This window comes from Burkholderia sp. SJZ089 (assembly GCF_007828315.1).
Classification (GTDB): domain Bacteria; phylum Pseudomonadota; class Gammaproteobacteria; order Burkholderiales; family Burkholderiaceae; genus Burkholderia; species Burkholderia gladioli.
Genome location: NZ_VIUM01000002.1, coordinates 138821 through 159069, shown reverse-complemented (window position 1 = coordinate 159069; position 20249 = coordinate 138821). Strand labels below are relative to the sequence as shown.

Here is a 20249-nt window from a genome sequence, read left to right as displayed (position 1 = left end):
CTGCAAGGAACTGACGATGGATTGCGTATTCTGCCGCGAGGACGGCGGCGAACTGCTCTGGAAGGACGAGCGGCTGCGGGTGGTGCTGGCGAGCAGCGAAACCGATTACCCGGGCTTCTGCCGGGTGATCTGGCAGGCGCACGTTGCCGAGTTCACCGACTTGTCGCCGGCCGACCGCTTGCACCTGATGCTGGTAGTGGCGGCGGTCGAGCGCGCCGTGCGCCGCGTGATGCAGCCCGACAAGGTCAATCTCGCGAGCCTCGGCAACCAGGTGCCGCACGTCCACTGGCACGTGATTCCGCGCTTCTCCAACGATGCGCACTTTCCGCAGCCGATCTGGGCGCCGCGCCAGCGCTCGGTGTCCGAGCCCCTGCTGCGGCTGCGCGCGGCGCAGGCGAGCCTGCTGCACAATGCGGTGCACGAGGAAATCGAATTGATCCTGAATGAGAGGGATGCATGAGCGGCTTGACCCCGACCACGCCGATTCCATCCGGCGTGGTGGTGCACGCGGTGTCGCGCGTGCTCGAACTGCAGTACCCGAACGGCGAGAGCTATCGCGTCCCGTTCGAGCTGATGCGCGTCTATTCGCCGTCCGCCGAGGTGCGCGGCCATGGCCCCGGCCAGGAGACGCTGCAGACCGGCAAGCGCGAGGTGTCGATCACGGCGCTCGAGGGCGTCGGCAACTATGCCTTGCAGCCGACCTTCTCGGACGGCCATTCGACCGGCATCTATTCGTGGGACCTGCTGTATGAGCTCGCGACGCGCCAGGATGCACTCTGGCGCGACTATTTCGACAGATTGCAGGCGGCCGGCGTCGAGCGCGACGCGCCGATGCCCGGGGCGGGCGTCCCGCGCGGCCACTGCCACTGATTGACCACCGACTGAACCGACGGCGCCCCAATCCGGCGCCGTCTTGCCATTTCCAGAGGATTCACGCGATGAGCAAAACCCACTTCGGTTTCGAGACTGTCGACGAGGGCGACAAGGCGAAAAAGGTGGCGGGGGTGTTCCACTCGGTCGCGAGCAACTACGACCTGATGAACGACCTGATGTCGGCCGGCATGCACCGGGCCTGGAAGGCCTTCACGATCGCCCAGGCGAACGTGCGCCCCGGCTACAAGGTGCTCGACCTCGCCGCCGGCACCGGCGACCTGACCAGGGCCTTCGCCAAGGCCGCCGGCCCGACCGGCGAGGTCTGGCATACCGACATCAACGAGTCGATGCTGCGGGTGGGGCGCGACCGCCTGCTCGACAAGGGCGTGGTGACGCCCTCGCTGCTCTGCGACGCCGAGAAGATCCCGTTCCCCGACAACTACTTCGACGTGGTGACGGTCGCCTTCGGGCTGCGCAACATGACCCGCAAGGACGCGGCGCTGGCCGAGATGCGCCGGGTCACCAAGCCGGGCGGCCGGGTGATGGTGCTCGAATTCTCGAAAGTGTGGGACCCGCTGAAGAAAGCCTACGACTTGTATTCTTTCAAAGTATTACCGTGGCTCGGGGATAAATTTGCGAAAGATGCCGACAGTTACCGGTATTTGGCCGAATCTATCCGCATGCACCCGGATCAGGACACCCTGAAGACGATGATGGAACTCGCTGGCCTCGATGCCGTCAAATATTACAATTTGTCAGGTGGCGTGGTAGCGTTACACCTCGGAACCAAGTATTAAGGGGTTCTTTCCATACAGTTGTCTTTCAATTTGGAGATGGTGATGTCTGATTCCCGTTCGTTCAACAACCGCAGCAAGCAGCCGAGGCCGTGGGCGCGACGGATCGGCACCCTGTTCATGGTCGGCCTGCTGACGGCCGGCACCTTCGCGTCGCTCGACGCCGAAGCCAGGCGGATGGGCGGCGGGCGCAGCGTCGGCCGCCAATCGCAGATGGTCCAGCAGCGCCAGGCCACGCCGCCGGCGCAGCAGCAGCCGATGCAGCAGGCGGCGCCGTCGCCGGCCCAGCGCGGCGCGCAGCCGGCACCGGCCGCGCAGCCGAATCGCTCGCGCTGGCTCGGGCCGATCGCCGGCCTGGCGGCCGGCCTCGGCATCGCGGCGCTGCTGTCGCACTTCGGCCTGGGCGGCGCCTTTGCCAGCATGATGGCCAACGTGATCGTGATCGCGCTGCTGGCCTTCATCGGTATCTGGATCGTGCGCAAGCTGATGAACCGCAATCGCAAGCCCGAACCGGCTTATGCGGGCGCGGGTTCGTCGCCGGGTTCGTCAATGAACCGCGGCGGCTACGACGCCGGTTCGAACGGCGGTTACGCGAGCCAGAACCAGGCCTATGCCCCGGCGCCGTCGCAACCGGCTTCGTCGAGCAGCTATGCCAACGAGGCGGCCGGCGTGTTCGGCGGCGGCGCGGCGGCAGCGGGCGCGGGCCTGGCGGCCGCCGGCACGGCGTCGTCGGTGCCGGCCGGCTTCGACAGCGAGGCCTTCGTGCGTAACGCCAAGGTCTACTTCATCCGTCTCCAGGCGGCCTGGGACGAAGGCAACATGACCGACATCCGCGAGTTCACCACGCCGGAGATGTTCGCCGAGGTGAAGGTCGACCTGGCCTCGCGCGGCGCGGACAAGAACCAGACCGACGTGGTCCAGCTCGAGGCGGAGCTGCTCGGCGTCGAGGAGCGCGGCAACCAGTACGAGGCGAGCGTGCGCTTCCACGGCCTGATCCGCGAGGCGCCGGGCGCCTCGGCCGAGCCCTTCGAGGAGGTCTGGAACCTCACCAAGTCGGGCAACGAAGGCTGGCTGCTGGCCGGCATCCAGCAGATCAACCTGCACTGAGCGAAGGCGGCACGCCGGCCCTGGACGCACCCGGTATCACGCCGGAACAGGGCCGGACCGATCCGACGTTACAATAGAAACCCGCGCGGGCACCCTGCTTGCGTGGGTTTTTTACTCAGTCCGATGACCTTTGCCGCCAAGTCTGTCGCCGCTGCTGTCAACCATCTGCTCGCCCGCGAATCCTGGGCGCGCGAACGCCTGATTCCCTACGCCGGGAAAACCGCCCGGCTCGAATTCCCTCCGCTGACCCTGTTGCTGCTGGTGCAGCCCGATGGCTATTTCGCCGCCGTCGAGGCTCACGAGGCGCCGCAGCCCGACGTCTCGATCGCCCTGGGCGGCGCGCGGCAATCGCCGTTCGACGCCGTCACGGCCTTCGTGCAGGGGGGGCAGGCCGCCGTCATGAAGCACGTCAAGCTGGAGGGCGATGCCGAATTCGCCACCCAGCTCGCCAAGCTCGCCGAACACCTGCGCTGGGAGCCCGAGGAGGATCTCGCGCGCGTGCTCGGCGATGCTCCCGCCCATCGCATCGCCACCCTGGTGCGCTCGGCAGGCGACCAGGCGCGTCGTACCAGCCGTAATCTGCTCGACTCGCTGAGCGAATATTTTCTCGATGAGAACCCGCAGGTCGTGCGCCGCGCCGCGCTCGGCGAGTTCGATGCCGAACTGGCCCGCGCACGCGATGCCCTGGCCCGCGTCGAGAAGCGTATCGAGCGCCTAGAACAACGATCCGGCACACCGGCGGGCGGCAGCTCGCGCGGTGGGCACTGAGGGCTGTACCGCATGCGCATTTTCCGTTTCATCAAAATCGTCTACACCGTGATCCGCTTCGGCCTCGACGAGGTCATGCTGTCGCGCATCGACGATCGCCGCGTCAAGTTGCTGCTGCGCATCACCACCATCGGTCGCCGCTTTTCCGATCCGCCGGCGGTGCGGCTGCGCCGCGCGCTCGAAAGCCTGGGGCCGATCTTCGTGAAGTTCGGCCAGATGCTGTCGACGCGTCGCGACGTGCTGCCGCCCGATTTCGCGATCGAGCTGACCAAGCTGCAGGACCAGGTGCCGCCCTTCGATTCGGCGCTGGCCATGTCGCTGGTCGAGAAATCGCTGGGTGCGCCGATCAGCGCGCTGTTCGACGAGTTCGACCCGGTGCCGGTGGCCAGCGCCTCGATCGCCCAGGTGCATTTCGCCAAGCTCAAGGAGGGCGCGCACGCCGGCAAGGAAGTGGCCGTCAAGGTGCTGCGCCCGAACATGCTGCCGGTGATCGACTCGGACATGGCGCTGCTGCGCGACATCGCCACCTGGGCCGAGCGGCTCTGGCCCGACAGCCGGCGCCTCAAGCCGCGCGAGGTGGTGGCCGAGTTCGACAAGTACCTGCACGACGAGCTCGACCTGATGCGCGAGGCCGCCAACGGCAGCCAGCTGCGCCGCAACTTCGCCGGGCTGGACCTGCTGCTGGTGCCGGAGATGTTCTGGGACTACAGTTCCTCCTCGGTGCTGGTGATGGAGCGCATGAAGGGCGTGCCGATCAGCCAGGTCGACACCTTGCGCGCGGCGGGCGTCGACATCCCCAAGCTGGCGCGCGAAGGCGTGGAGATCTTCTTCACCCAGGTGTTCCGCGACGGCTTCTTCCATGCCGACATGCACCCGGGCAACGTGTTCGTGAGCCTGGACCCGAACCATTTCGGCCGCTACATCGCGCTCGACTTCGGCATCGTCGGCGCGCTCTCGGACTTCGACAAGAACTACCTGGCGCAGAACTTCCTGGCCTTCTTCAAGCGCGACTACCATCGCGTCGCCACCCTGCATCTCGAGTCGGGCTGGGTGCCGCCGCATACGCGCGTCGAGGAACTGGAGAGCGCGATCCGCGCGGTCTGCGAGCCGTATTTCGACCGCGCGCTGAAGGACATCTCGCTGGGCCAGGTGCTGATGCGCCTGTTCTCCACCTCGCGCCGCTTCAACGTCGAGATCCAGCCGCAACTGGTGCTGCTGCAGAAGACCATGCTCAACGTCGAGGGCCTGGGTCGTTCGCTGGACCCGGAGCTCGATCTCTGGAAGACCGCCAAGCCCTATCTCGAGCGCTGGATGACCGAGCAGATCGGCCTGCGCGGCTGGTACGAGCGCTTCAAGGTCGAGGCGCCGCAATGGAGCAAGACGCTGCCGCAACTGCCGCGCCTGATCCACCAGGCGTTCGCGGAGCGGCACGATTCGCCGCGCGGGCTCAGCGACGAGCTGATGCAGCAGATCCTGACCGAGCAGAAGCGCACCAACCGGCTGCTGCAGGCCCTGCTGGTGTTCGGGCTGGCGGTCGGCGTCGGCGCGATCGTGGCGCGCGTGCTGCTGGTGCTGGCGGCCGGCGCCTGAGCGCGGCGATCGACAGTGCGTGGCCGTGATCGGCGGTGAGTGTTCGCGGCGATGCTGCCGGCGGTGAAATCGGGAGAGCAGATGAGCGATACCAGCAAGCAGGCCGGCGCTTCGGCGCCAGCCTCGGCCGAGGTGCCGGCCGCATCGATCGCCCCCGGCGCGGTAGCCGACTTCGCGAGCCGCGATCCGGGCAGCGCCGCGTTCTGGGACGAACGTTTCGAACGCGGCTTCGTGCCCTGGGACCTGGCACGCGTGCCCGATGCGTTCGCCGCCTTCGCGGCCGCGCGTTCGCCGTGCCCGGTGCTGATCCCCGGCTGCGGCAGCGCGCACGAGGCGCTCTGGCTGGCGCGCGCCGGCTGGCCGGTGAAGGCGATCGATTTCTCGGCGAGCGCGGTGGCCGCCGCTCGCCGGCAACTGGGCGAGCATGCGGGGTTGGTGGAGGAGGCCGACTTCTTCGCCTACACGGCGCCGTTCCGGCCGCAATGGATCTACGAGCGCGCCTTCCTCTGCGCGCTGCCGCCCGCGCGCTGGGACGACTACGCGGCGCGCATGGCGGCGCTGCTGCCCGAGGGCGGTTTGCTGGCCGGCTGCTTCTTCATCGGCGCGACGCCCAAGGGACCGCCGTTCGGGATCGACCGCGATGCGCTCGATGCCTTGCTCGGCCCGTATTTCACGCTGGAGGAAGCGCGCCCGGTCATGGATTCGCTGCCGGTGTTCGAAGGGCGCGAGCTATGGCTGAGCTGGCGCCGTCGCTCGGGGAGCTGAGCGGGCTTTCGGATATAATTCAAGGTTTTGCAAGACGTTTCTAGTTTCCGCGGGAAAAGATCATGCCGATTTACGCCTATCGTTGCGATGCATGCGGTTTCGCCAAGGACGTGCTCCAGAAGATGAGCGACGCGCCGCTGTCCGTTTGCCCGGAGTGCGGCAAGGATGCCTTTCGCAAGCAGGTCACCGCAGCCGGGTTCCAGTTGAAGGGCTCGGGCTGGTACGTGACCGACTTCCGGGGCGGGTCGGGCGGCACCAGCGCCGCTGCCACCGGCACGCCGGCCGAGGCCGGCGGCAGTACCTCCGGCGGGGACGCCGCGGCCGGCGCGGAGGCGGCCAAGCCCGCCGCCGCGCCTGCAGCGGCACCCGCGGCAGCGGCTCCGGCGGCGCCGGCCGCCGCCAGCGATACCTGACTCGTCCGGCGCCCGGTTCGGGCGGCGGCTTGTGCGTGCCGAGGTCCGGCGTGCTTACCTGACGGCAGATGATGAAGAAGACGACCCTCAAAACGGTATTCCTGACCGGCCTGCTGGTCCTCGTTCCGCTGGCGATCACGCTGTGGGTGCTCGGCTCGGTGATCGGCATCATGGACCAGACCTTGCTGCTGCTGCCCGAATCCTGGCAACCCGAGCGGCTGCTGGGCTTCCACCTGCCCGGCATCGGCGCGGTCCTGACGCTGGCCTTCATCTTCATCGTCGGGCTGGCCACGCAGAATTTCATCGGCCAGAAGCTGGTCACGTGGTGGAATGCGGTGGTGCGGCACATCCCGGTGGTCGGGCCGATCTACACCAGCGTCAAGCAGGTCTCGGACACGCTGCTGTCGAGCAGCGGCAATGCCTTCCGCAAGGCGCTGCTGATCGAGTACCCGCGCCGGGGTTCCTATACGATCGCGTTTCTGACCGGCGTGCCGGGCGGCGACGTGGTCAACCACCTGAAGGAAGAGTACGTGAGCGTCTACGTGCCGACCACGCCCAATCCTACCTCGGGCTTCTTCCTGATGGTGCCGAAAAGCGAGGTGGTCGAGCTCGACATGTCGGTCGACGCCGCGCTGAAGTACATCGTCTCGATGGGCGTGGTCGCGCCCTCGGTGCCCGTGCCCGCACCGGCGCGGCCGCCCGTCGAGCCGCCGCTGTAATTTCCGGGCGCCAGCCGCGCCCCGTTGATCAAAAACCGAACGAAAGCAAACATCATGTCGATGCGAACTGAATACTGCGGTCTCGTGACCGAACACCTGCTGGGCCAAACCGTGTCGCTGTGCGGCTGGGTGCATCGCCGCCGCGATCACGGCGGTGTGATCTTCATCGACCTGCGCGATCGTGAGGGCCTCGTGCAGGTGGTGTGCGATCCGGATCGCGCCGAGATGTTCGCGACCGCCGAAGGCGTGCGCAACGAGTTCTGCATCCAGGTCAAGGGCCTGGTGCGCGGCCGTCCGGACGGCACGATCAACGCGGGCCTCAAGAGCGGCAAGATCGAGGTGCTGTGCCACGAGCTGACGGTGCTGAACCCGTCGGTCACGCCGCCGTTCCAGCTCGACGACGACAACCTCTCCGAAACCACGCGCCTCACGCATCGTGTGCTCGACCTGCGCCGCCCGCACATGCAGAACAACCTGCGCCTGCGCTACCGCGTGGCGATCGAGGTGCGCAAGTATCTCGACGAGCAGGGCTTCATCGACATCGAGACGCCGATGCTCACCAAGAGCACGCCGGAAGGCGCGCGCGACTACCTGGTGCCCTCGCGCGTCAACGCGGGCCAGTTCTTCGCGCTGCCGCAGTCGCCGCAGTTGTTCAAGCAGTTGCTGATGGTGGCGAACTTCGATCGCTACTACCAGATCACCAAGTGCTTCCGCGACGAGGACCTGCGCGCCGATCGCCAGCCCGAATTCACCCAGATCGACTGCGAGACCTCCTTCCTCGGCGAACAGGAGATTCGCGACCTGTTCGAGGAAATGATCCGCCACGTCTTCAAGAAGACGATCGGCGTCGAGCTCGACGCGAGCTTCCCGGTGATGCCGTATTCGGAAGCGATGGCGCGTTTCGGTTCGGACAAGCCGGACCTGCGCGTCAAGCTCGAATTCACCGAGCTGACCGATGCCATGAAGGATGTCGAGTTCAAGGTGTTCAGCACGCCGGCCAACTCGAAGGACGGCCGTGTCGCGGCGCTGCGCGTGCCCAAGGGCAGCGAGCTCACGCGCGGCGATATCGACGGCTACACCGAATTCGTGCGCATCTACGGCGCCAAGGGCCTGGCCTGGATCAAGGTCAACGAGAAGGCGAAGGGCCGCGACGGCCTGCAGAGCCCGATCGTCAAGAACCTGCACGACGCCTCGATCGCGGCGATCCTGGAGCGCACCGGCGCCCAGGACGGCGACATCATCTTCTTCGCGGCGGATCGCGCGAAGGTGGTCAACGACAGCCTCGGCGCGCTGCGCCTGAAGATCGGCCACTCGGAATTCGGCAAGGCCAACGGCCTGGTCGAGTCGGGCTGGAAGCCGCTGTGGGTGATCGACTTCCCGATGTTCGAGTACGACGAGGACGAGGTTCGCTACGTGGCCGCGCACCATCCGTTCACAAGCCCGAAGGACGAGCACCTCGAGTACCTCGAAACCGACCCGGGCCGCTGCCTGGCCAAGGCCTACGACATGGTGCTGAACGGCTGGGAAATCGGCGGCGGTTCGGTGCGGATCTTCCAGGAAGACGTGCAGAGCAAGGTGTTCCGCGCGCTGAAGATCGGGCCGGAGGAGGCGCAGGCTAAGTTCGGCTTCCTGCTCGACGCGCTGCAGTACGGCGCGCCCCCGCATGGCGGCATCGCCTTCGGCCTGGACCGCATCGTCACGATGATGGCCGGCGCCGATTCGATCCGCGACGTGATCGCGTTCCCGAAGACCCAGCGCGCGCAGGATCTGCTCACGCAGGCGCCGAGCCCGGTCGACGAGCGCCAGCTCAAGGAACTGCATATCCGCCTGCGCCAGCCGGAAGCGCCGAAGGCCTGAGGCTTCGCGCCAGGCTGCGCATGAAAAAACCCTGCCGGCGGCAACGCCGGCAGGGTTTTTTTATCGCCCGTCGATCGGGCACAGGGGCACAGCGAGGGCAGGCGCCGCGCTTCGGTACGCTTCAGGCGATCGCCAGAAAGCGCGCCAGGCAGGGGTTGCGATTCGCCGGCGACCAGACCAGCGCCTGCTCGCTGGTCGGCGCGTCGACCAGCGGGCGGAACACCACGTCGGCCCATTGCGCGCGGCGCATCGATTCGGGCACCAGCGCGACGCCGACACCTTCGTCGACCAGCCCGAGCACGGTCTGCTGCAACTGCACCTCGAGCCGGATGTTCGGCTCGAAGCCGCCCTGGCGGCAGTGGCCGACGATGGCCGCGCGCAAGGTCGGCGCGACCGATTCGACCGCCATCACGAAGGGCTCGCCGGCCAGTTCCGCGATCCGCAGCCGGCGGGCCCGTGCGCGCGGATGCTCGCGCGAGAGCGCCACGCACAGCGGCTCGGTGACCACGATGCGCTGCTCTAGCCCCTCGTGCGGCGGCCCGGGGAACAGGATCGCCGCGTCGATATGGCCGTTCAGCACCTGCTCGGCGAGATCGTTCGAGACCGTCTCGCGCAGGTGCAGCGCGACCTCCGGCCAGGCGGCGCCGAATTCGCGCGCGTAACGCGGCACCACGCTGTAGGCGGCGCACATCGTGAAGCCCACCGTCAGCTTGCCGGCTGCACCCGAGGCGGCCGCGCGCGCGTGGTGGGCGGCGCGCTCGACGGCGGCCAGGATCGCCTTCGCGTCGTCGCGAAAGCGCTCGCCGGCCGGCGTCAGCGTCACGCCGCGCGGGCCGCGCTCGACCAGGGTCACGCCCAGCGAGGCCTCCAGCGCCGCGATCTGGCGCGACAGCGGCGGCTGCGACAGATTCAGGCGCGTCGCGGCGCGGCCGAAATGACCCGTTTCGGCCAGCGCGACGAAATAGCGGAGCGGCTTGATATCGAGCACGATGCAGAAAAGGTATGAGAAGACACTAAAAATCGCATTGGATTGTATCAAGCGGGCGGGTTAGGCTCGTCGGTTTTCCCGCCCGGCCGTCACGCCGCCGGCGCTTTTCCGTTCCTCCTGCCTTGCCGAGTCTCGCCGTGTCCGCCACGCTGCCCATCCTGCTGCCGATCTTCGCGCTGATCCTGGCGGGTTTCCTCTGCCGCCGGCGCGGGTTGCTGGGCCCCAGCGCCGCCTCGGAGCTGAACCGCTTCGTGGTCTGGCTGGCGCTGCCGGCGCTGCTGTTCGACGTGATGGCGCATGCCACCTGGGCGCAGCTCGACCAGCCGCGCTTCATCGCCGCCTTCTCGATCGCCTGCGCCGCCGTGTTCGGCGCGGTGCTCGCACTGCGCCTGGCGCGCGGCCGGCCGCTCGCAGACGCCAGCGTCGACGCGATCGCGGCCGCCTACCCGAACACCGGCTACATCGGCTTTCCCCTGGCCCTGCTGGTGTTCGGCCCGCCCGGGCTGATGCCGACCACCATCGTCACCATCATCGTGGCCTGCGTGCTGTTCGGCTTCGCGATCGTGCTGATCGAGATCGGCCTGCAGAGCGAGCGCGCGCCGCACCGGCTGGCGCTGAAGGTGCTGGCCTCGCTGGGCCGCAATCCGCTGATCGTCTCGCCGATCGTCGGCGCGCTGGTATCGGCCGCGCATGTCGCGCCGCCGGCCAGCGTCGAGACCTTCCTCAAGCTGCTCGGCGGCGCCGCCAGCCCCTGCGCGCTGGTCAGCCTCGGCCTGTTCCTGGCCGAGAAGCGGCCCGCGCACGGCGTGTTGCCCGATGCGCTGCTGCTCACCGCGATCAAGCTGGTGGTGCAGCCGGCGCTGACCTGGTGGCTGTCGGCGCGCGTGTTCGGCCTGCCGCCGGTGCTGGTCGCGATGGCCGTGGTGCTGGCCGCGCTGCCGACCGGCACCGGGCCCTTCATGCTCGCCGAGTTCTATCGCCGCGAGCCGCAGGTGACGTCGCGCACCATCCTGTTCTCGACGGTGGCCTCGATCGCCACGCTGTCCATGCTGCTGATCCTGCTGCCGCGCGCCTGACGCCGGCGTCTCGTCGGCGGCGCCGGGCGGTTCCGGCGGATTGCCGCGGGCCCCGTCCCGACACGCGCCGGCCTTCGTTTTGCGGTACAGTCTGCCGGTTCCGAAGCTGCCGGCCGGCAGGCTCGCCGAGCCCCGGCCGCCGAACCGCAAGACATGACGAAGCCACCGAAAATCCCCGAATCCGTCCTGGTCGTGATCCACACCGTCGCGCTCGACGTGCTGATCATCAAGCGCGCCGACCTGCCGGGTTTCTGGCAGTCCGTGACCGGCGCCAAGGACTGGCTCGACGAGCCGCTGGCCGCCACCGCCGTGCGCGAGGTGGGCGAGGAGACGGGCATCGTGGTGGGCGGCGAGGGCGTGCCGCCGGGCGCGCTCCACGACTGGCGCCACCAGATCGAATACAGCATCTACCCGCAATACCGGCATCGCTACGCGCCGGGCGTCACGCGCAACACCGAGCATTGGTTCAGCCTCGAGGTGCCGGCCGGCATCGCCGTGACGCTCTCGCCGCGCGAGCATACCGATTACGTCTGGCTGCCCTATCGCGAGGCCGCCGCGCGCTGCTATTCGCCCTCCAACAGCGAGGCGATCCTGCAACTGCCGGCGCGTCTGGCGGCACGCGGGACATGAGCGCGGGCGGCCGGCTGCGCCTGACCCAGCTGCGGGACCTGTTCCTGCAGGAACGCGGGTCCTCGTCGCGGCTGGCGTTTTCCTCGGGCAATACCGTCACGCTGTGCGACGGCGGCGCCGAATTCTTCCCGGCCCTGGTGCGCCGCATCGACAGCGCCTCGCAATCGGTGCTGCTGGAAACCTACATCTTCTGCGACGACCCTGCCGGCCGCCTGGTCTCGGATGCGCTGCTGCGCGCCGCCGCCCGCGGCGTGCACGTGCGCGTGATCACCGACGGCATCGGCACGGCGCGCCTGCCGCTGTTCGAGACCTGGGTCGAGGCCGGCATCGAGCACCGCGTCTACAACCGCTACCTGTTCGGCCGCTTCGGCTTCTCGCGCACGCATCGCAAGCTGGCCTGCGTCGACGATTCCCACGCGTTCTGCGGCGGCATCAACATCGTCGACGACTACGACCAGAACGGCGAGACGCTGCCGTATCCGCGCTGGGACTTCGCCGTCGAGCTGGCCGGCCCGGCGGTGGCCGACATCCGCGCCGCCTTCGAGGTGCAGTGGTACCGCGTGCGCACCGGGCACAAGCGCTATGCGCAATACGCGCCGCCAGTGGTGACCAGCGAGGCCTTCGCCGCGCGCTTCCGGCGCTGGATGCGCAGCCATCGCTGGATCAAGGCCGGCGCGCTGCGCAACATCAGCGAGCCGAGCGTGGCCTTCGTGGCGCGCGACAACGTGCTGAACCGTCGCGCGATCGAGAAGGCCTACCTGGCCGCGATCGGCCGCGCGCGCCAGGCAGTGGTGCTGGCCAATCCGTATTTCATGCCGGGCCGCAAGCTGCGCCGGGCGCTGACCAATGCGGCAAGGCGCGGCATCGAGGTGAGGGTACTGATCGGTCGCAAGGAATTCGTGGCACTCGATACCGCCGTGCCATTCCTTTATCATGCCCTGCTGAGGGCGGGGGTCCGCGTCGCCGAGTACGATCGCACCATGCTGCACGGCAAGGTGGCGGTGGTCGACGACAACTGGGCGACGGTCGGCTCGTCCAACCTCGACGCGCTGAGCCTGATGCTCAACAACGAGGCGAACGTGGTGCTGGTCAAGCACGACGCCGAGATCCAGGCGCTGCGCGAGGCGATCGACGCGGCCTTCGCCGATGGCCGGGAGATCGATCCGGCCCGTTTCGCGGCCCGCCCGCCGATGGAGCGCCTGCTGAATTGGCTGGCCTACACGGTCTACCGCGGCGCGATGAAGTTGCTGACGGTGGGTGGCTACGACTGACGGCCGGCCGCACGCGCGATCATGACAGGCCGATGAAAGGCCGCCGCCGGGCCCGTTCGTTGCGCGAACGCAGGCCGCCCGGCCGGCATCCGAGGGGGCGGACAAGCCCTGCTTCCGGTTCCGCCCGAACCTGACAACAATAGCGGGGCGGTTAGACACCGGTATCTAATAATTTCCTTGTTCGAACGACGGCCGCACTCAATAATAGTACGGCCGTTCGATTTTCTGGATTACCCGTGAACGGTTTAGACATCAAGCTTATGCGAAAAGGCGAACAGACGCGTGCCGCGATACTCGAAGCAGCTTTGGACCTTGCCAGCCGGGACGGGCTGGAAGGTCTGACGATCGGCCTGCTGGCCGAGCGCATGCAGATGAGCAAGAGCGGCGTGTTCGCGCATTTCGGTTCGCGCGAGGACCTGCAGGTGGAGGTGGTTCGCGAGTATCACCGCCGCTTCGAGAGCGAGGTGTTCTTTCCGAGCCTGCGCGAGCCGCGCGGCCTGCCGCGCCTGCGTGCGATGTTGGCCCGCTGGATCGAGAAGCGCATCCAGGAAGTGACCACCGGATGCATCTACATCAGCGGCGCCGTCGAGTACGACGACCGGCCGGACAGCCCGGTGCGCGAGCAGTTGATCGCGAGCGTGACGGCCTGGCGCGCGGCGCTGCTGCGCGCGATTTCGCAGGCGAAGGACGAAGGCCATCTGCGTCCGGATACCGATCCGGACGTGATGCTCTTCGAGTTGTACAGCTTCACGCTCGGTCTGCACCATGACGCCCGTTTCCTGCATCTGCCGGATGGCGTGCGTCTGACGTGGGCCGCGCTGGAAAAGACGATCGTTTCGTATCAGAGCGAGAGCCGGTAGCGGTGCCCTGACGCCCGCGCGAGGCTCGAGCCAAGTGCCCTATCTTTGGAGAGAGTCATGGGACAGTACGTTGCCCCGCTGCGCGACATGCAATTCGTGCTGCATGAGTTGCTGAATGTCGAAGCCGAACTGAAGCAGATGCCGAAACACGCGGACCTCGATGCCGACACCATCAACCAGGTGCTCGAGGAAGCCGGCAAGTTCTGCGCCGAGGTGCTGTTCCCGCTCAACCAGGTGGGCGACCGCGAAGGCTGCAAGTACGAGGGCGACGGCGTCGTCAAGACGCCGACCGGCTTCAAGGAAGCCTACCGGCAGTACATCGATGCCGGCTGGCCGGCACTGGGCTGCGATCCCGACTACGGCGGCCAGGGGCTGCCCGCCTTCGTGAACAACGCGCTCTACGAGATGATGAACTCGGCGAACCAGGCCTGGACCATGTATCCCGGCCTCTCGCACGGCGCCTACGAATGCTTGCACGCCCACGGCGCACCCGAGCTCCAGCAGCAGTACCTGCCGAAACTCGTGTCGGGCGAATGGACCGGCACCATGTGCCTGACCGAGCCGCATTGCGGCACCGACCTCGGCATCCTGCGCACCAAGGCCGAGCCGATCACCGGCGGCGCCTATTCCATCAGCGGCACCAAGATCTTCATCTCCAGCGGCGAACACGACATGGCGAAGAACATCGTCCATCTCGTGCTGGCGCGCCTGCCGGATGCGCCGCAAGGCACCAAGGGCATCTCGCTGTTCATCGTGCCGAAGTTCATCCCCGACGCCTCGGGCGAACCGGGCGAGCGCAACGGCATCAAGTGCGGCTCGATCGAGCACAAGATGGGCATCCACGGCAACGCCACCTGCGTGATGAACCTCGACAACGCCACCGGCTGGCTGGTCGGCGAGCCGAACAAGGGCCTCAACGCCATGTTCGTGATGATGAACGCGGCGCGCCTCGGGGTCGGCATGCAGGGCCTGGGGTTGACCGAGGTCGCCTACCAGAACTCGCTGACCTACGCGAAGGAGCGCCTGCAGATGCGCTCGCTGACGGGCCCGAAGGCGCCGGAAAAGCCGGCCGACCCGATCATCGTGCACCCGGACGTGCGCCGCATGCTGCTCACGCAGAAGGCCTACGCCGAAGGCGCGCGCGCCTTCACCTACTGGTCGGCGCTGCAGATCGACAAGGAGCTCTCGCACGGCGACGAATCGGTGCGCAAGGAATCGGCCGACCTGGTCGCCCTGCTCACGCCGATCATCAAGGCCTTCCTGACCGACAACGCCTTCGAGTGCACCAACCACGCGATGCAGATCTACGGCGGCCACGGCTTCATCTCCGAGTGGGGCATGGAGCAATACGTGCGCGACGCGCGGATCAACATGATCTACGAGGGCACCAACTCGATCCAGTCGCTCGACCTGCTGGGCCGCAAGGTGCTCGGCGACATGGGCGCCAAGCTCAAGAAGTTCGGCGCGATCGTCGCCGAATTCGTCGAGGCCGAGGGCGTGAAGCCTGAGATGGCCGAGTTCGTCAATCCGCTGGCCGACATCGGCGAGAAGCTGCAGAAGCTGACCATGGAAATCGGCATGAAGGCGATGCAGAACCCGGACGAGGTGGGCGCCGCCGCCGTGCCTTACCTGCGCACCGCCGGCCACCTGGTGTTCGCCTACTTCTGGGCGCGCATGGCGCGCCTGGCGCTCGACAAGGAAAGCTCGGGCGATCCGTTCTACAAGTCGAAGCTGGCCACCGCGCGCTTCTACTTCGCGCGCCTGCTGCCGGAAACGGCGGCCACCATCCGCGCCGCGCGCGCCGGCTCGAAGACGCTGATGGAAGTCGACGAAGCGCTGTTCTGACGCGAGGCCCGGGCCGGCGGCCCGGGCGCCCCAGCACACTCACACGCCGCGCGTTCCGAAGCCCGCCTGCCGGGCGCGACGCGCGGTTCTTTCCGGAGGAGTCCCGTGAGCAATTTCATCATTCGCAAGGTCGCCGTGCTCGGCGCCGGCGTGATGGGCGCGCAGATCGCCGCGCATCTCGTCAACGCGCGCGTCCCGGTGCTGCTGTTCGATCTGCCGGCCAAGGAAGGCCCCAAGAACGGCATCGCGCTGAAGGCCATCGAGAATCTCAAGAAGCTGTCGCCAGCGCCGTTCGGCGTGAAGGACGACGCGAAGTACCTGGAACCCGCGAACTACGAGGACGACCTCGCCAAGCTCGCCGAATGCGACCTGGTGATCGAGGCGATCGCCGAGCGCATGGACTGGAAGCACGACCTCTACAAGAAGGTCGCGCCGCACCTCGGGCCGAGCGCGATCTTCGCCTCGAACACCTCGGGCCTGTCGATCACGGCGCTCTCGGAAGGCTTCTCCGACGAGCTGAAGGCGCGCTTCAGTGGCGTGCACTTCTTCAATCCCCCGCGCTACATGCACCTCGTCGAGCTGATCCCGACTGCCCACACGCGGCCCGAGATCCTCGACCAGCTCGAGACGTTCCTGACCAGCGTGGTCGGCAAGGGCGTGGTGCGCGCCAAGGACACCCCGAACTTCATCGCCAACCGCGTCGGCATCTTCTCGATCCTCGCGGTGATCACCGAGGCCGCCAAGTTCGGCCTGCGCTTCGACGAAGTGGACGACCTGACCGGCGTGCGGCTGGGCCGCGCGAAGTCGGCGACCTTCCGCACCGCCGACGTGGTGGGCCTCGACACCATGGCCCACGTGATCAAGACGATGCAGGACAACCTCGCCGACGATCCGTTCTTCCCCGTCTATGAAACCCCGCCCGTGCTCGCCGAGCTGGTGAAGCAGGGCGCGCTCGGCCAGAAGACCGGCGCCGGCTTCTACAAGAAGGAAGGCAAGGCGATCAAGGTGCTCGATCCGAAGTCGGGCAGCTACGTCGACGGCGGCGCGAAGGCCGACGAGACCGTGGCGCGCATCCTCAAGCGCCCGCCCGCCGAGCGCCTCAAGCTGCTGCGCGAGACCTCGCATCCGCACGCGCAGTTCCTGTGGTCGGTGTTCCGCGACGTGTTCCACTACATCGGCTTCCACCTCGAGTCGATCGCCGACAACGCGCGCGACGTCGATCTGGCGATCCGCTGGGGCTTCGGCTGGAACGAAGGCCCGTTCGAGGGCTGGCAGGCCGCCGGCTGGAAGCAGGTGGCCGAGTGGGTGCAGGAGGACATCGCGGCGGGCAAGGCGCTCGCCAAGGTGCCGCTGCCCGCCTGGGTGCTGGAAGGCACGGTCGCCGAGAAGGGCGGCGTGCACACGGCCGAAGGTTCGTGGTCGCCGTCGGCGGCCAAGTACGTGCCGCGTTCCTCGCTGCCCGTCTACGAGCGCCAGGTGTTCCGCGCGCCGCTGCTCGGCGAGGCCGGCCGCGATCCGCTCTCCTGGGGCAAGACGCTGTTCGAGACCGATTCGGTGCGCGCCTGGGTGGACGAGCGCGCGGGCGAGGACGACGTGGTGATCGTCTCGTTCAAGTCCAAGATGAACACCATCGGCCCGGGCGTGATCGACGGCCTGACGCAGGCCATCGAACTGGCCGAGAAGGACTACAAGGGCGTGGTGATCTGGCAGCCGACCTCGCTCAAGCTCGGCACGCCGGGCGGCCCGTTCTCGGCCGGCGCGAACCTCGAGGAAGCCATGCCCGCCTTCATGATGGGCGGCGCCAAGGGCATCGAGCCGTTCGTCAAGAAGTTCCAGGAAGGCATGCTGCGCGTGAAGTACGCCAACGTGCCGGTGGTGGCGGCCGTCTCGGGCATCGCCCTGGGCGGCGGCTGCGAGCTGATGCTGCATAGCGCCAAGCGCGTGGTGCACGTCGAGAGCTACGTCGGCCTGGTGGAAGTGGGCGTGGGCCTGGTGCCGGCCGGCGGCGGCCTCAAGGAAGCGGCGCTGCGCGCGGCGGAAGCCGCCACGGCGGCGGGCGCGACCACCGAGATCCTCAAGTTCGTCACCAAGTCTTTCGAGAGCGCGGCGATGGCCAAGGTATCCGCCTCGGCGCACGATGCGCGCGCGATGGGCTACGTGAAGCCCTCGGACACCATCGTGTTCAACGTCTTCGAGCTGCTCGACGTGGCCAAGAAGGAAGCGCGGGCGCTGGCCGATACCGGCTACCGCGCGCCGCTCAAGGCCAAGGAAATCCCGGTGGCGGGCCGCTCGGCGATCTCGACCATCAAGGCGCAGCTGGTCAACATGCGCGACGGCCGCTTCATCAGCGAGCACGACTACCGCATCGCCAGCCGCATCGCGGAAGCGGTCTGCGGCGGCGACGTCGAGGCGGGCAGCACGGTCGACGAGGAATGGCTGCTCGCGCTGGAGCGCCGCGCCTTCGTCGAGCTGCTCGGCACGCAGAAGACGCAGGAGCGGATCATGGGCATGTTGCAGACCGGCAAGCCGGTGCGCAACTGAGCGGATCGCGAACAACCTTGCATGAGGCCGGCACGGGCGCGAGCGCGCCGCCGCCGGCCGACAGGAGCCACAAATGAGCAAACAGTTGCAAGACGCATACATCGTCGCCGCCAGCCGCACGCCGATCGGCAAGGCGCCGCGCGGCGCGTTCAAGAACACCCGGCCCGACGAGCTGCTGGTCCACGCGATCAAGTCGGCCGTCTCGCAGGTGCCGGGCCTCGACACCAAGCTGATCGAGGACGCCATCATCGGCTGCGCGATCCCCGAGGCCGAGCAGGGCCTCAACGTGGCGCGCATGGGCGCGCTGCTGGCGGGCCTGCCGAACACGGTCGGCGGCGTCACGGTCAACCGCTTCTGCGCCTCCGGCATCACCGCCCTGGCGATGGCGGCGGACCGCATCCGCGTGGGCGAGTCGGACGCGCTGATCGCCGGCGGCTGCGAATCGATGAGCATGGTGCCGATGATGGGCAACAAGCCCTCGCTGTCGCCGCATATCTTCGACCGCAACGAGGACGTCGGCATCGCCTACGGCATGGGCCTGACCGCCGAGCGCGTGGCCGAGCAGTGGAAGGTGAGCCGCGAGGACCAGGACGCGTTCTCGGTGGAATCGCACCGCAAGGCCTTCGCCGCGCAGGAAGCCGGCGAATTCAACGACGAGATCTCGCCCTACACGATCACCGAGCGTTTCCCGAACCTGGCCACCGGCGAGGTCGAGATCCGCACGCGCGAGCTCAAGCTCGACGAAGGCCCGCGCGCTGACACTTCGCCCGAAGGCCTGGCCAAGCTGCGCACGGTGTTCGCCAACAAGGGCTCGGTGACGGCCGGCAACAGCTCGCAGACCTCGGACGGCGCCGGCGCGCTGATCGTGGTCTCGGAGAAGGTGCTCAAGCAGTTCAACCTCACGCCGTTGGCGCGCTTCGTGAGCTTCGCGGTGCGTGGCGTGCCGCCCGAGATCATGGGCATCGGCCCGAAGGAGGCGATCCCCGCCGCGCTGAAGGCCGCCGGCCTCAAGCAGGACGATCTGGACTGGATCGAGCTGAACGAGGCCTTCGCGGCGCAGTCGCTGGCCGTGATCCGCGATCTCGGCCTCGATCCCTCGAAGGTCAACCCGATGGGCGGCGCGATCGCGCTGGGCCACCCGCTGGGCGCGACCGGCGCGATCCGCGCGGCCACCGTGGTGCACGCGCTGCGTCGCCGCAACCTGAAGTACGGGATGGTCACGATGTGCGTCGGCACCGGGATGGGCGCCGCCGGCATCATCGAACGGCTGTAAGCGGGTCACGCACCCGATGACGGCGGTGCGCGGGCAGCTCGCTCGCGCACCGCTTTTTTTATCGAGCCAGAAGTTGAGGAGACGGTGAGATGGATATCCAGACCGGCGTCGCGAACGGCGTCCTGACGATCACGATCGCGCGCCCCGCCAAGAAGAACGCGATCACCGCGGCGATGTACCAGGCGATGGCCGACGCGCTCGCCTCGGCCCAGGAGGACAGCGCCGTGCGCGCGATCCTGATCCGCGGCAGCGAGGGCAATTTCAGCGCCGGCAACGACCTGGAAGACTTCATGAAGGTCCCGCCGAACACGCCCGATGCGCCGGTGTTCCAGTTCCTGAACCGCATCAGCACGGCGGCCAAGCCGATCGTGGCGGCGGTGCCGGGCATCGCGGTGGGCGTGGGCGTGACCATGCTGCTGCATTGCGACCTGGTCTACGCGGCCGACACGGCCAAGCTGTCGCTGCCGTTCACCCAGCTCGGGCTGTGTCCCGAGGCGGCCTCGAGCCTCTTGCTGGCGCGCCTGACGGGCCACCAGGTCGCGGCCGAGAAGCTGATGCTCGGCGAGGCCTTCGACGCGCTGGAGGCGCATCGGATCGGCATCGTCAACCGCGTGCTGCCGGCCGCCGAGCTCGACGCCTTCGCGCTCGCCCAGGCGCAGAAGCTGGCCGCCCTGCCGGCATCGTCGCTGCGCGTGACCAAGGCGCTGATGAAGCGCACCGGCAGCAATATCGAGGTGGCCGCGCGCATGGAGGAGGAGGCGAAGCATTTCGGCGAGATGCTGCGCGCGCCGGAAGCGCGCGAGGCGATCAGCGCCTTCTTCGAGAAGCGCAAGCCGGATTTTCGTCAGTTCGACTGAACAAGGCTGCGGCCGGGCCTTC

Annotated in this window: 19 protein-coding genes; 18 read left to right on the top strand and 1 reads right to left on the bottom strand. The window is 67.8% G+C overall.

Annotation, left to right across the window (positions count from 1 at the left end; genetic code table 11):
* Positions 1–16 precede the first annotated feature (16 nt).
* From FB600_RS03800 to aspS, 10 genes are all read left to right on the top strand, one after another.
* Positions 17–460, top strand: a complete 444-nt coding sequence (locus FB600_RS03800) for an HIT family protein (RefSeq protein WP_096750204.1) — start codon at positions 17–19, stop codon at positions 458–460.
* The gene (locus FB600_RS03795) at positions 457–870 is read left to right on the top strand and encodes a gamma-butyrobetaine hydroxylase-like domain-containing protein (protein WP_096750205.1); all 414 of its coding nucleotides are present in this window, start codon (positions 457–459) and stop codon (positions 868–870) included. The genes FB600_RS03800 and FB600_RS03795 overlap by 4 nt, the downstream gene beginning before the upstream one ends.
* Positions 871–938: 68 nt before the next feature.
* Positions 939–1670: a bifunctional demethylmenaquinone methyltransferase/2-methoxy-6-polyprenyl-1,4-benzoquinol methylase UbiE gene (ubiE, locus tag FB600_RS03790; RefSeq protein WP_025096869.1), complete on the top strand. Its 732-nt coding sequence runs from the start codon at positions 939–941 to the stop codon at positions 1668–1670.
* A gap of 42 nt (positions 1671–1712) precedes the next feature.
* Positions 1713–2774, top strand: coding sequence for a Tim44 domain-containing protein (locus FB600_RS03785; protein ID WP_036052996.1), 1062 nt, complete (start codon positions 1713–1715; stop codon positions 2772–2774).
* Positions 2775–2897: 123 nt separating this feature from the next.
* Positions 2898–3542 carry an SCP2 domain-containing protein gene (locus FB600_RS03780; RefSeq protein WP_025096871.1) on the top strand — a complete coding sequence of 215 codons (645 nt, stop codon included), beginning with the start codon at positions 2898–2900 and terminating at the stop codon, positions 3540–3542.
* Positions 3543–3554: 12 nt separating this feature from the next.
* Complete coding sequence (gene ubiB / locus FB600_RS03775; RefSeq protein WP_013699360.1) at positions 3555–5132, top strand: ubiquinone biosynthesis regulatory protein kinase UbiB; 1578 nt, start codon at positions 3555–3557, stop codon at positions 5130–5132.
* Positions 5133–5213: 81 nt separating this feature from the next.
* Positions 5214–5897 carry a thiopurine S-methyltransferase gene (locus FB600_RS03770; RefSeq protein ID WP_096750718.1) on the top strand — a complete coding sequence of 228 codons (684 nt, stop codon included), beginning with the start codon at positions 5214–5216 and terminating at the stop codon, positions 5895–5897.
* A 62-nt stretch (positions 5898–5959) separates the two neighbouring features.
* Positions 5960–6310, top strand: a complete 351-nt coding sequence (locus FB600_RS03765; protein WP_047836989.1) for an FmdB family zinc ribbon protein — start codon at positions 5960–5962, stop codon at positions 6308–6310.
* Between the two features lie 68 nt (positions 6311–6378).
* Positions 6379–7029, top strand: coding sequence for a DUF502 domain-containing protein (locus tag FB600_RS03760; RefSeq protein WP_017919281.1), 651 nt, complete (start codon positions 6379–6381; stop codon positions 7027–7029).
* A gap of 54 nt (positions 7030–7083) precedes the next feature.
* Positions 7084–8886, top strand: a complete 1803-nt coding sequence (gene aspS, locus FB600_RS03755; RefSeq protein ID WP_013699356.1) for an aspartate--tRNA ligase — start codon at positions 7084–7086, stop codon at positions 8884–8886.
* 121 nt (positions 8887–9007) lie between these two features.
* On the opposite strand, the gene FB600_RS03750 is transcribed toward aspS, so the two are convergent.
* Entirely contained in the window at positions 9008–9874 is an 867-nt protein-coding gene (locus tag FB600_RS03750) for a LysR family transcriptional regulator (RefSeq protein ID WP_145756277.1), read from the bottom strand.
* Positions 9875–10011: 137 nt separating this feature from the next.
* On the opposite strand from FB600_RS03750, the gene FB600_RS03745 reads away from it, so the two are divergent.
* The 8 genes from FB600_RS03745 to FB600_RS03710 all read left to right on the top strand — a co-directional run bounded on the left by FB600_RS03745 (position 10012) and on the right by FB600_RS03710 (position 20227).
* A complete protein-coding gene (locus tag FB600_RS03745; RefSeq protein WP_017919283.1) occupies positions 10012–10950 on the top strand; it encodes an AEC family transporter in 939 nt (312 codons plus the stop codon).
* Between the two features lie 153 nt (positions 10951–11103).
* On the top strand, positions 11104–11580 hold the full coding sequence (nudB, locus tag FB600_RS03740; protein ID WP_145756276.1) for a dihydroneopterin triphosphate diphosphatase: 477 nt from the start codon (positions 11104–11106) through the stop codon (positions 11578–11580).
* Entirely contained in the window at positions 11577–12851 is a 1275-nt protein-coding gene (gene clsB, locus FB600_RS03735) for a cardiolipin synthase ClsB (protein ID WP_096750208.1), read from the top strand. The genes nudB and clsB overlap by 4 nt, the downstream gene beginning before the upstream one ends.
* A gap of 260 nt (positions 12852–13111) precedes the next feature.
* Positions 13112–13711 carry a TetR/AcrR family transcriptional regulator gene (locus FB600_RS03730; protein WP_013699351.1) on the top strand — a complete coding sequence of 200 codons (600 nt, stop codon included), beginning with the start codon at positions 13112–13114 and terminating at the stop codon, positions 13709–13711.
* Positions 13712–13768: 57 nt separating this feature from the next.
* Positions 13769–15556, top strand: a complete 1788-nt coding sequence (locus FB600_RS03725; protein ID WP_047836984.1) for an acyl-CoA dehydrogenase C-terminal domain-containing protein — start codon at positions 13769–13771, stop codon at positions 15554–15556.
* A gap of 105 nt (positions 15557–15661) precedes the next feature.
* Complete coding sequence (locus FB600_RS03720) at positions 15662–18097, top strand: 3-hydroxyacyl-CoA dehydrogenase/enoyl-CoA hydratase family protein (RefSeq protein WP_145756275.1); 2436 nt, start codon at positions 15662–15664, stop codon at positions 18095–18097.
* Positions 18098–18170: 73 nt separating this feature from the next.
* Complete coding sequence (locus FB600_RS03715; RefSeq protein ID WP_013699348.1) at positions 18171–19370, top strand: acetyl-CoA C-acyltransferase; 1200 nt, start codon at positions 18171–18173, stop codon at positions 19368–19370.
* Between the two features lie 89 nt (positions 19371–19459).
* Positions 19460–20227: an enoyl-CoA hydratase gene (locus FB600_RS03710; protein ID WP_098153605.1), complete on the top strand. Its 768-nt coding sequence runs from the start codon at positions 19460–19462 to the stop codon at positions 20225–20227.
* Positions 20228–20249 lie beyond the last annotated feature (22 nt).

What these genes read in the sequence shown, in the direction of transcription:
- FB600_RS03730 (WP_013699351.1), top strand. Translation starts at nt 13,112, where the DNA reads ATGCGAAAAGGCGAACAGACGCGTGCCGCGATACTCGAAGCAGCTTTG.
- FB600_RS03725 (WP_047836984.1), top strand. Translation starts at nt 13,769, where the DNA reads ATGGGACAGTACGTTGCCCCGCTGCGCGACATGCAATTCGTGCTGCAT.
- FB600_RS03785 (WP_036052996.1), top strand. Translation starts at nt 1,713, where the DNA reads ATGTCTGATTCCCGTTCGTTCAACAACCGCAGCAAGCAGCCGAGGCCG.
- aspS (WP_013699356.1), top strand. Translation starts at nt 7,084, where the DNA reads ATGTCGATGCGAACTGAATACTGCGGTCTCGTGACCGAACACCTGCTG.
- FB600_RS03715 (WP_013699348.1), top strand. Translation starts at nt 18,171, where the DNA reads ATGAGCAAACAGTTGCAAGACGCATACATCGTCGCCGCCAGCCGCACG.
- ubiE (WP_025096869.1), top strand. Translation starts at nt 939, where the DNA reads ATGAGCAAAACCCACTTCGGTTTCGAGACTGTCGACGAGGGCGACAAG.
- FB600_RS03770 (WP_096750718.1), top strand. Translation starts at nt 5,214, where the DNA reads ATGAGCGATACCAGCAAGCAGGCCGGCGCTTCGGCGCCAGCCTCGGCC.
- FB600_RS03765 (WP_047836989.1), top strand. Translation starts at nt 5,960, where the DNA reads ATGCCGATTTACGCCTATCGTTGCGATGCATGCGGTTTCGCCAAGGAC.
- clsB (WP_096750208.1), top strand. Translation starts at nt 11,577, where the DNA reads ATGAGCGCGGGCGGCCGGCTGCGCCTGACCCAGCTGCGGGACCTGTTC.
- FB600_RS03760 (WP_017919281.1), top strand. Translation starts at nt 6,379, where the DNA reads ATGATGAAGAAGACGACCCTCAAAACGGTATTCCTGACCGGCCTGCTG.
- FB600_RS03780 (WP_025096871.1), top strand. Translation starts at nt 2,898, where the DNA reads ATGACCTTTGCCGCCAAGTCTGTCGCCGCTGCTGTCAACCATCTGCTC.
- FB600_RS03710 (WP_098153605.1), top strand. Translation starts at nt 19,460, where the DNA reads ATGGATATCCAGACCGGCGTCGCGAACGGCGTCCTGACGATCACGATC.
- ubiB (WP_013699360.1), top strand. Translation starts at nt 3,555, where the DNA reads ATGCGCATTTTCCGTTTCATCAAAATCGTCTACACCGTGATCCGCTTC.
- FB600_RS03800 (WP_096750204.1), top strand. Translation starts at nt 17, where the DNA reads ATGGATTGCGTATTCTGCCGCGAGGACGGCGGCGAACTGCTCTGGAAG.
- FB600_RS03795 (WP_096750205.1), top strand. Translation starts at nt 457, where the DNA reads ATGAGCGGCTTGACCCCGACCACGCCGATTCCATCCGGCGTGGTGGTG.
- nudB (WP_145756276.1), top strand. Translation starts at nt 11,104, where the DNA reads ATGACGAAGCCACCGAAAATCCCCGAATCCGTCCTGGTCGTGATCCAC.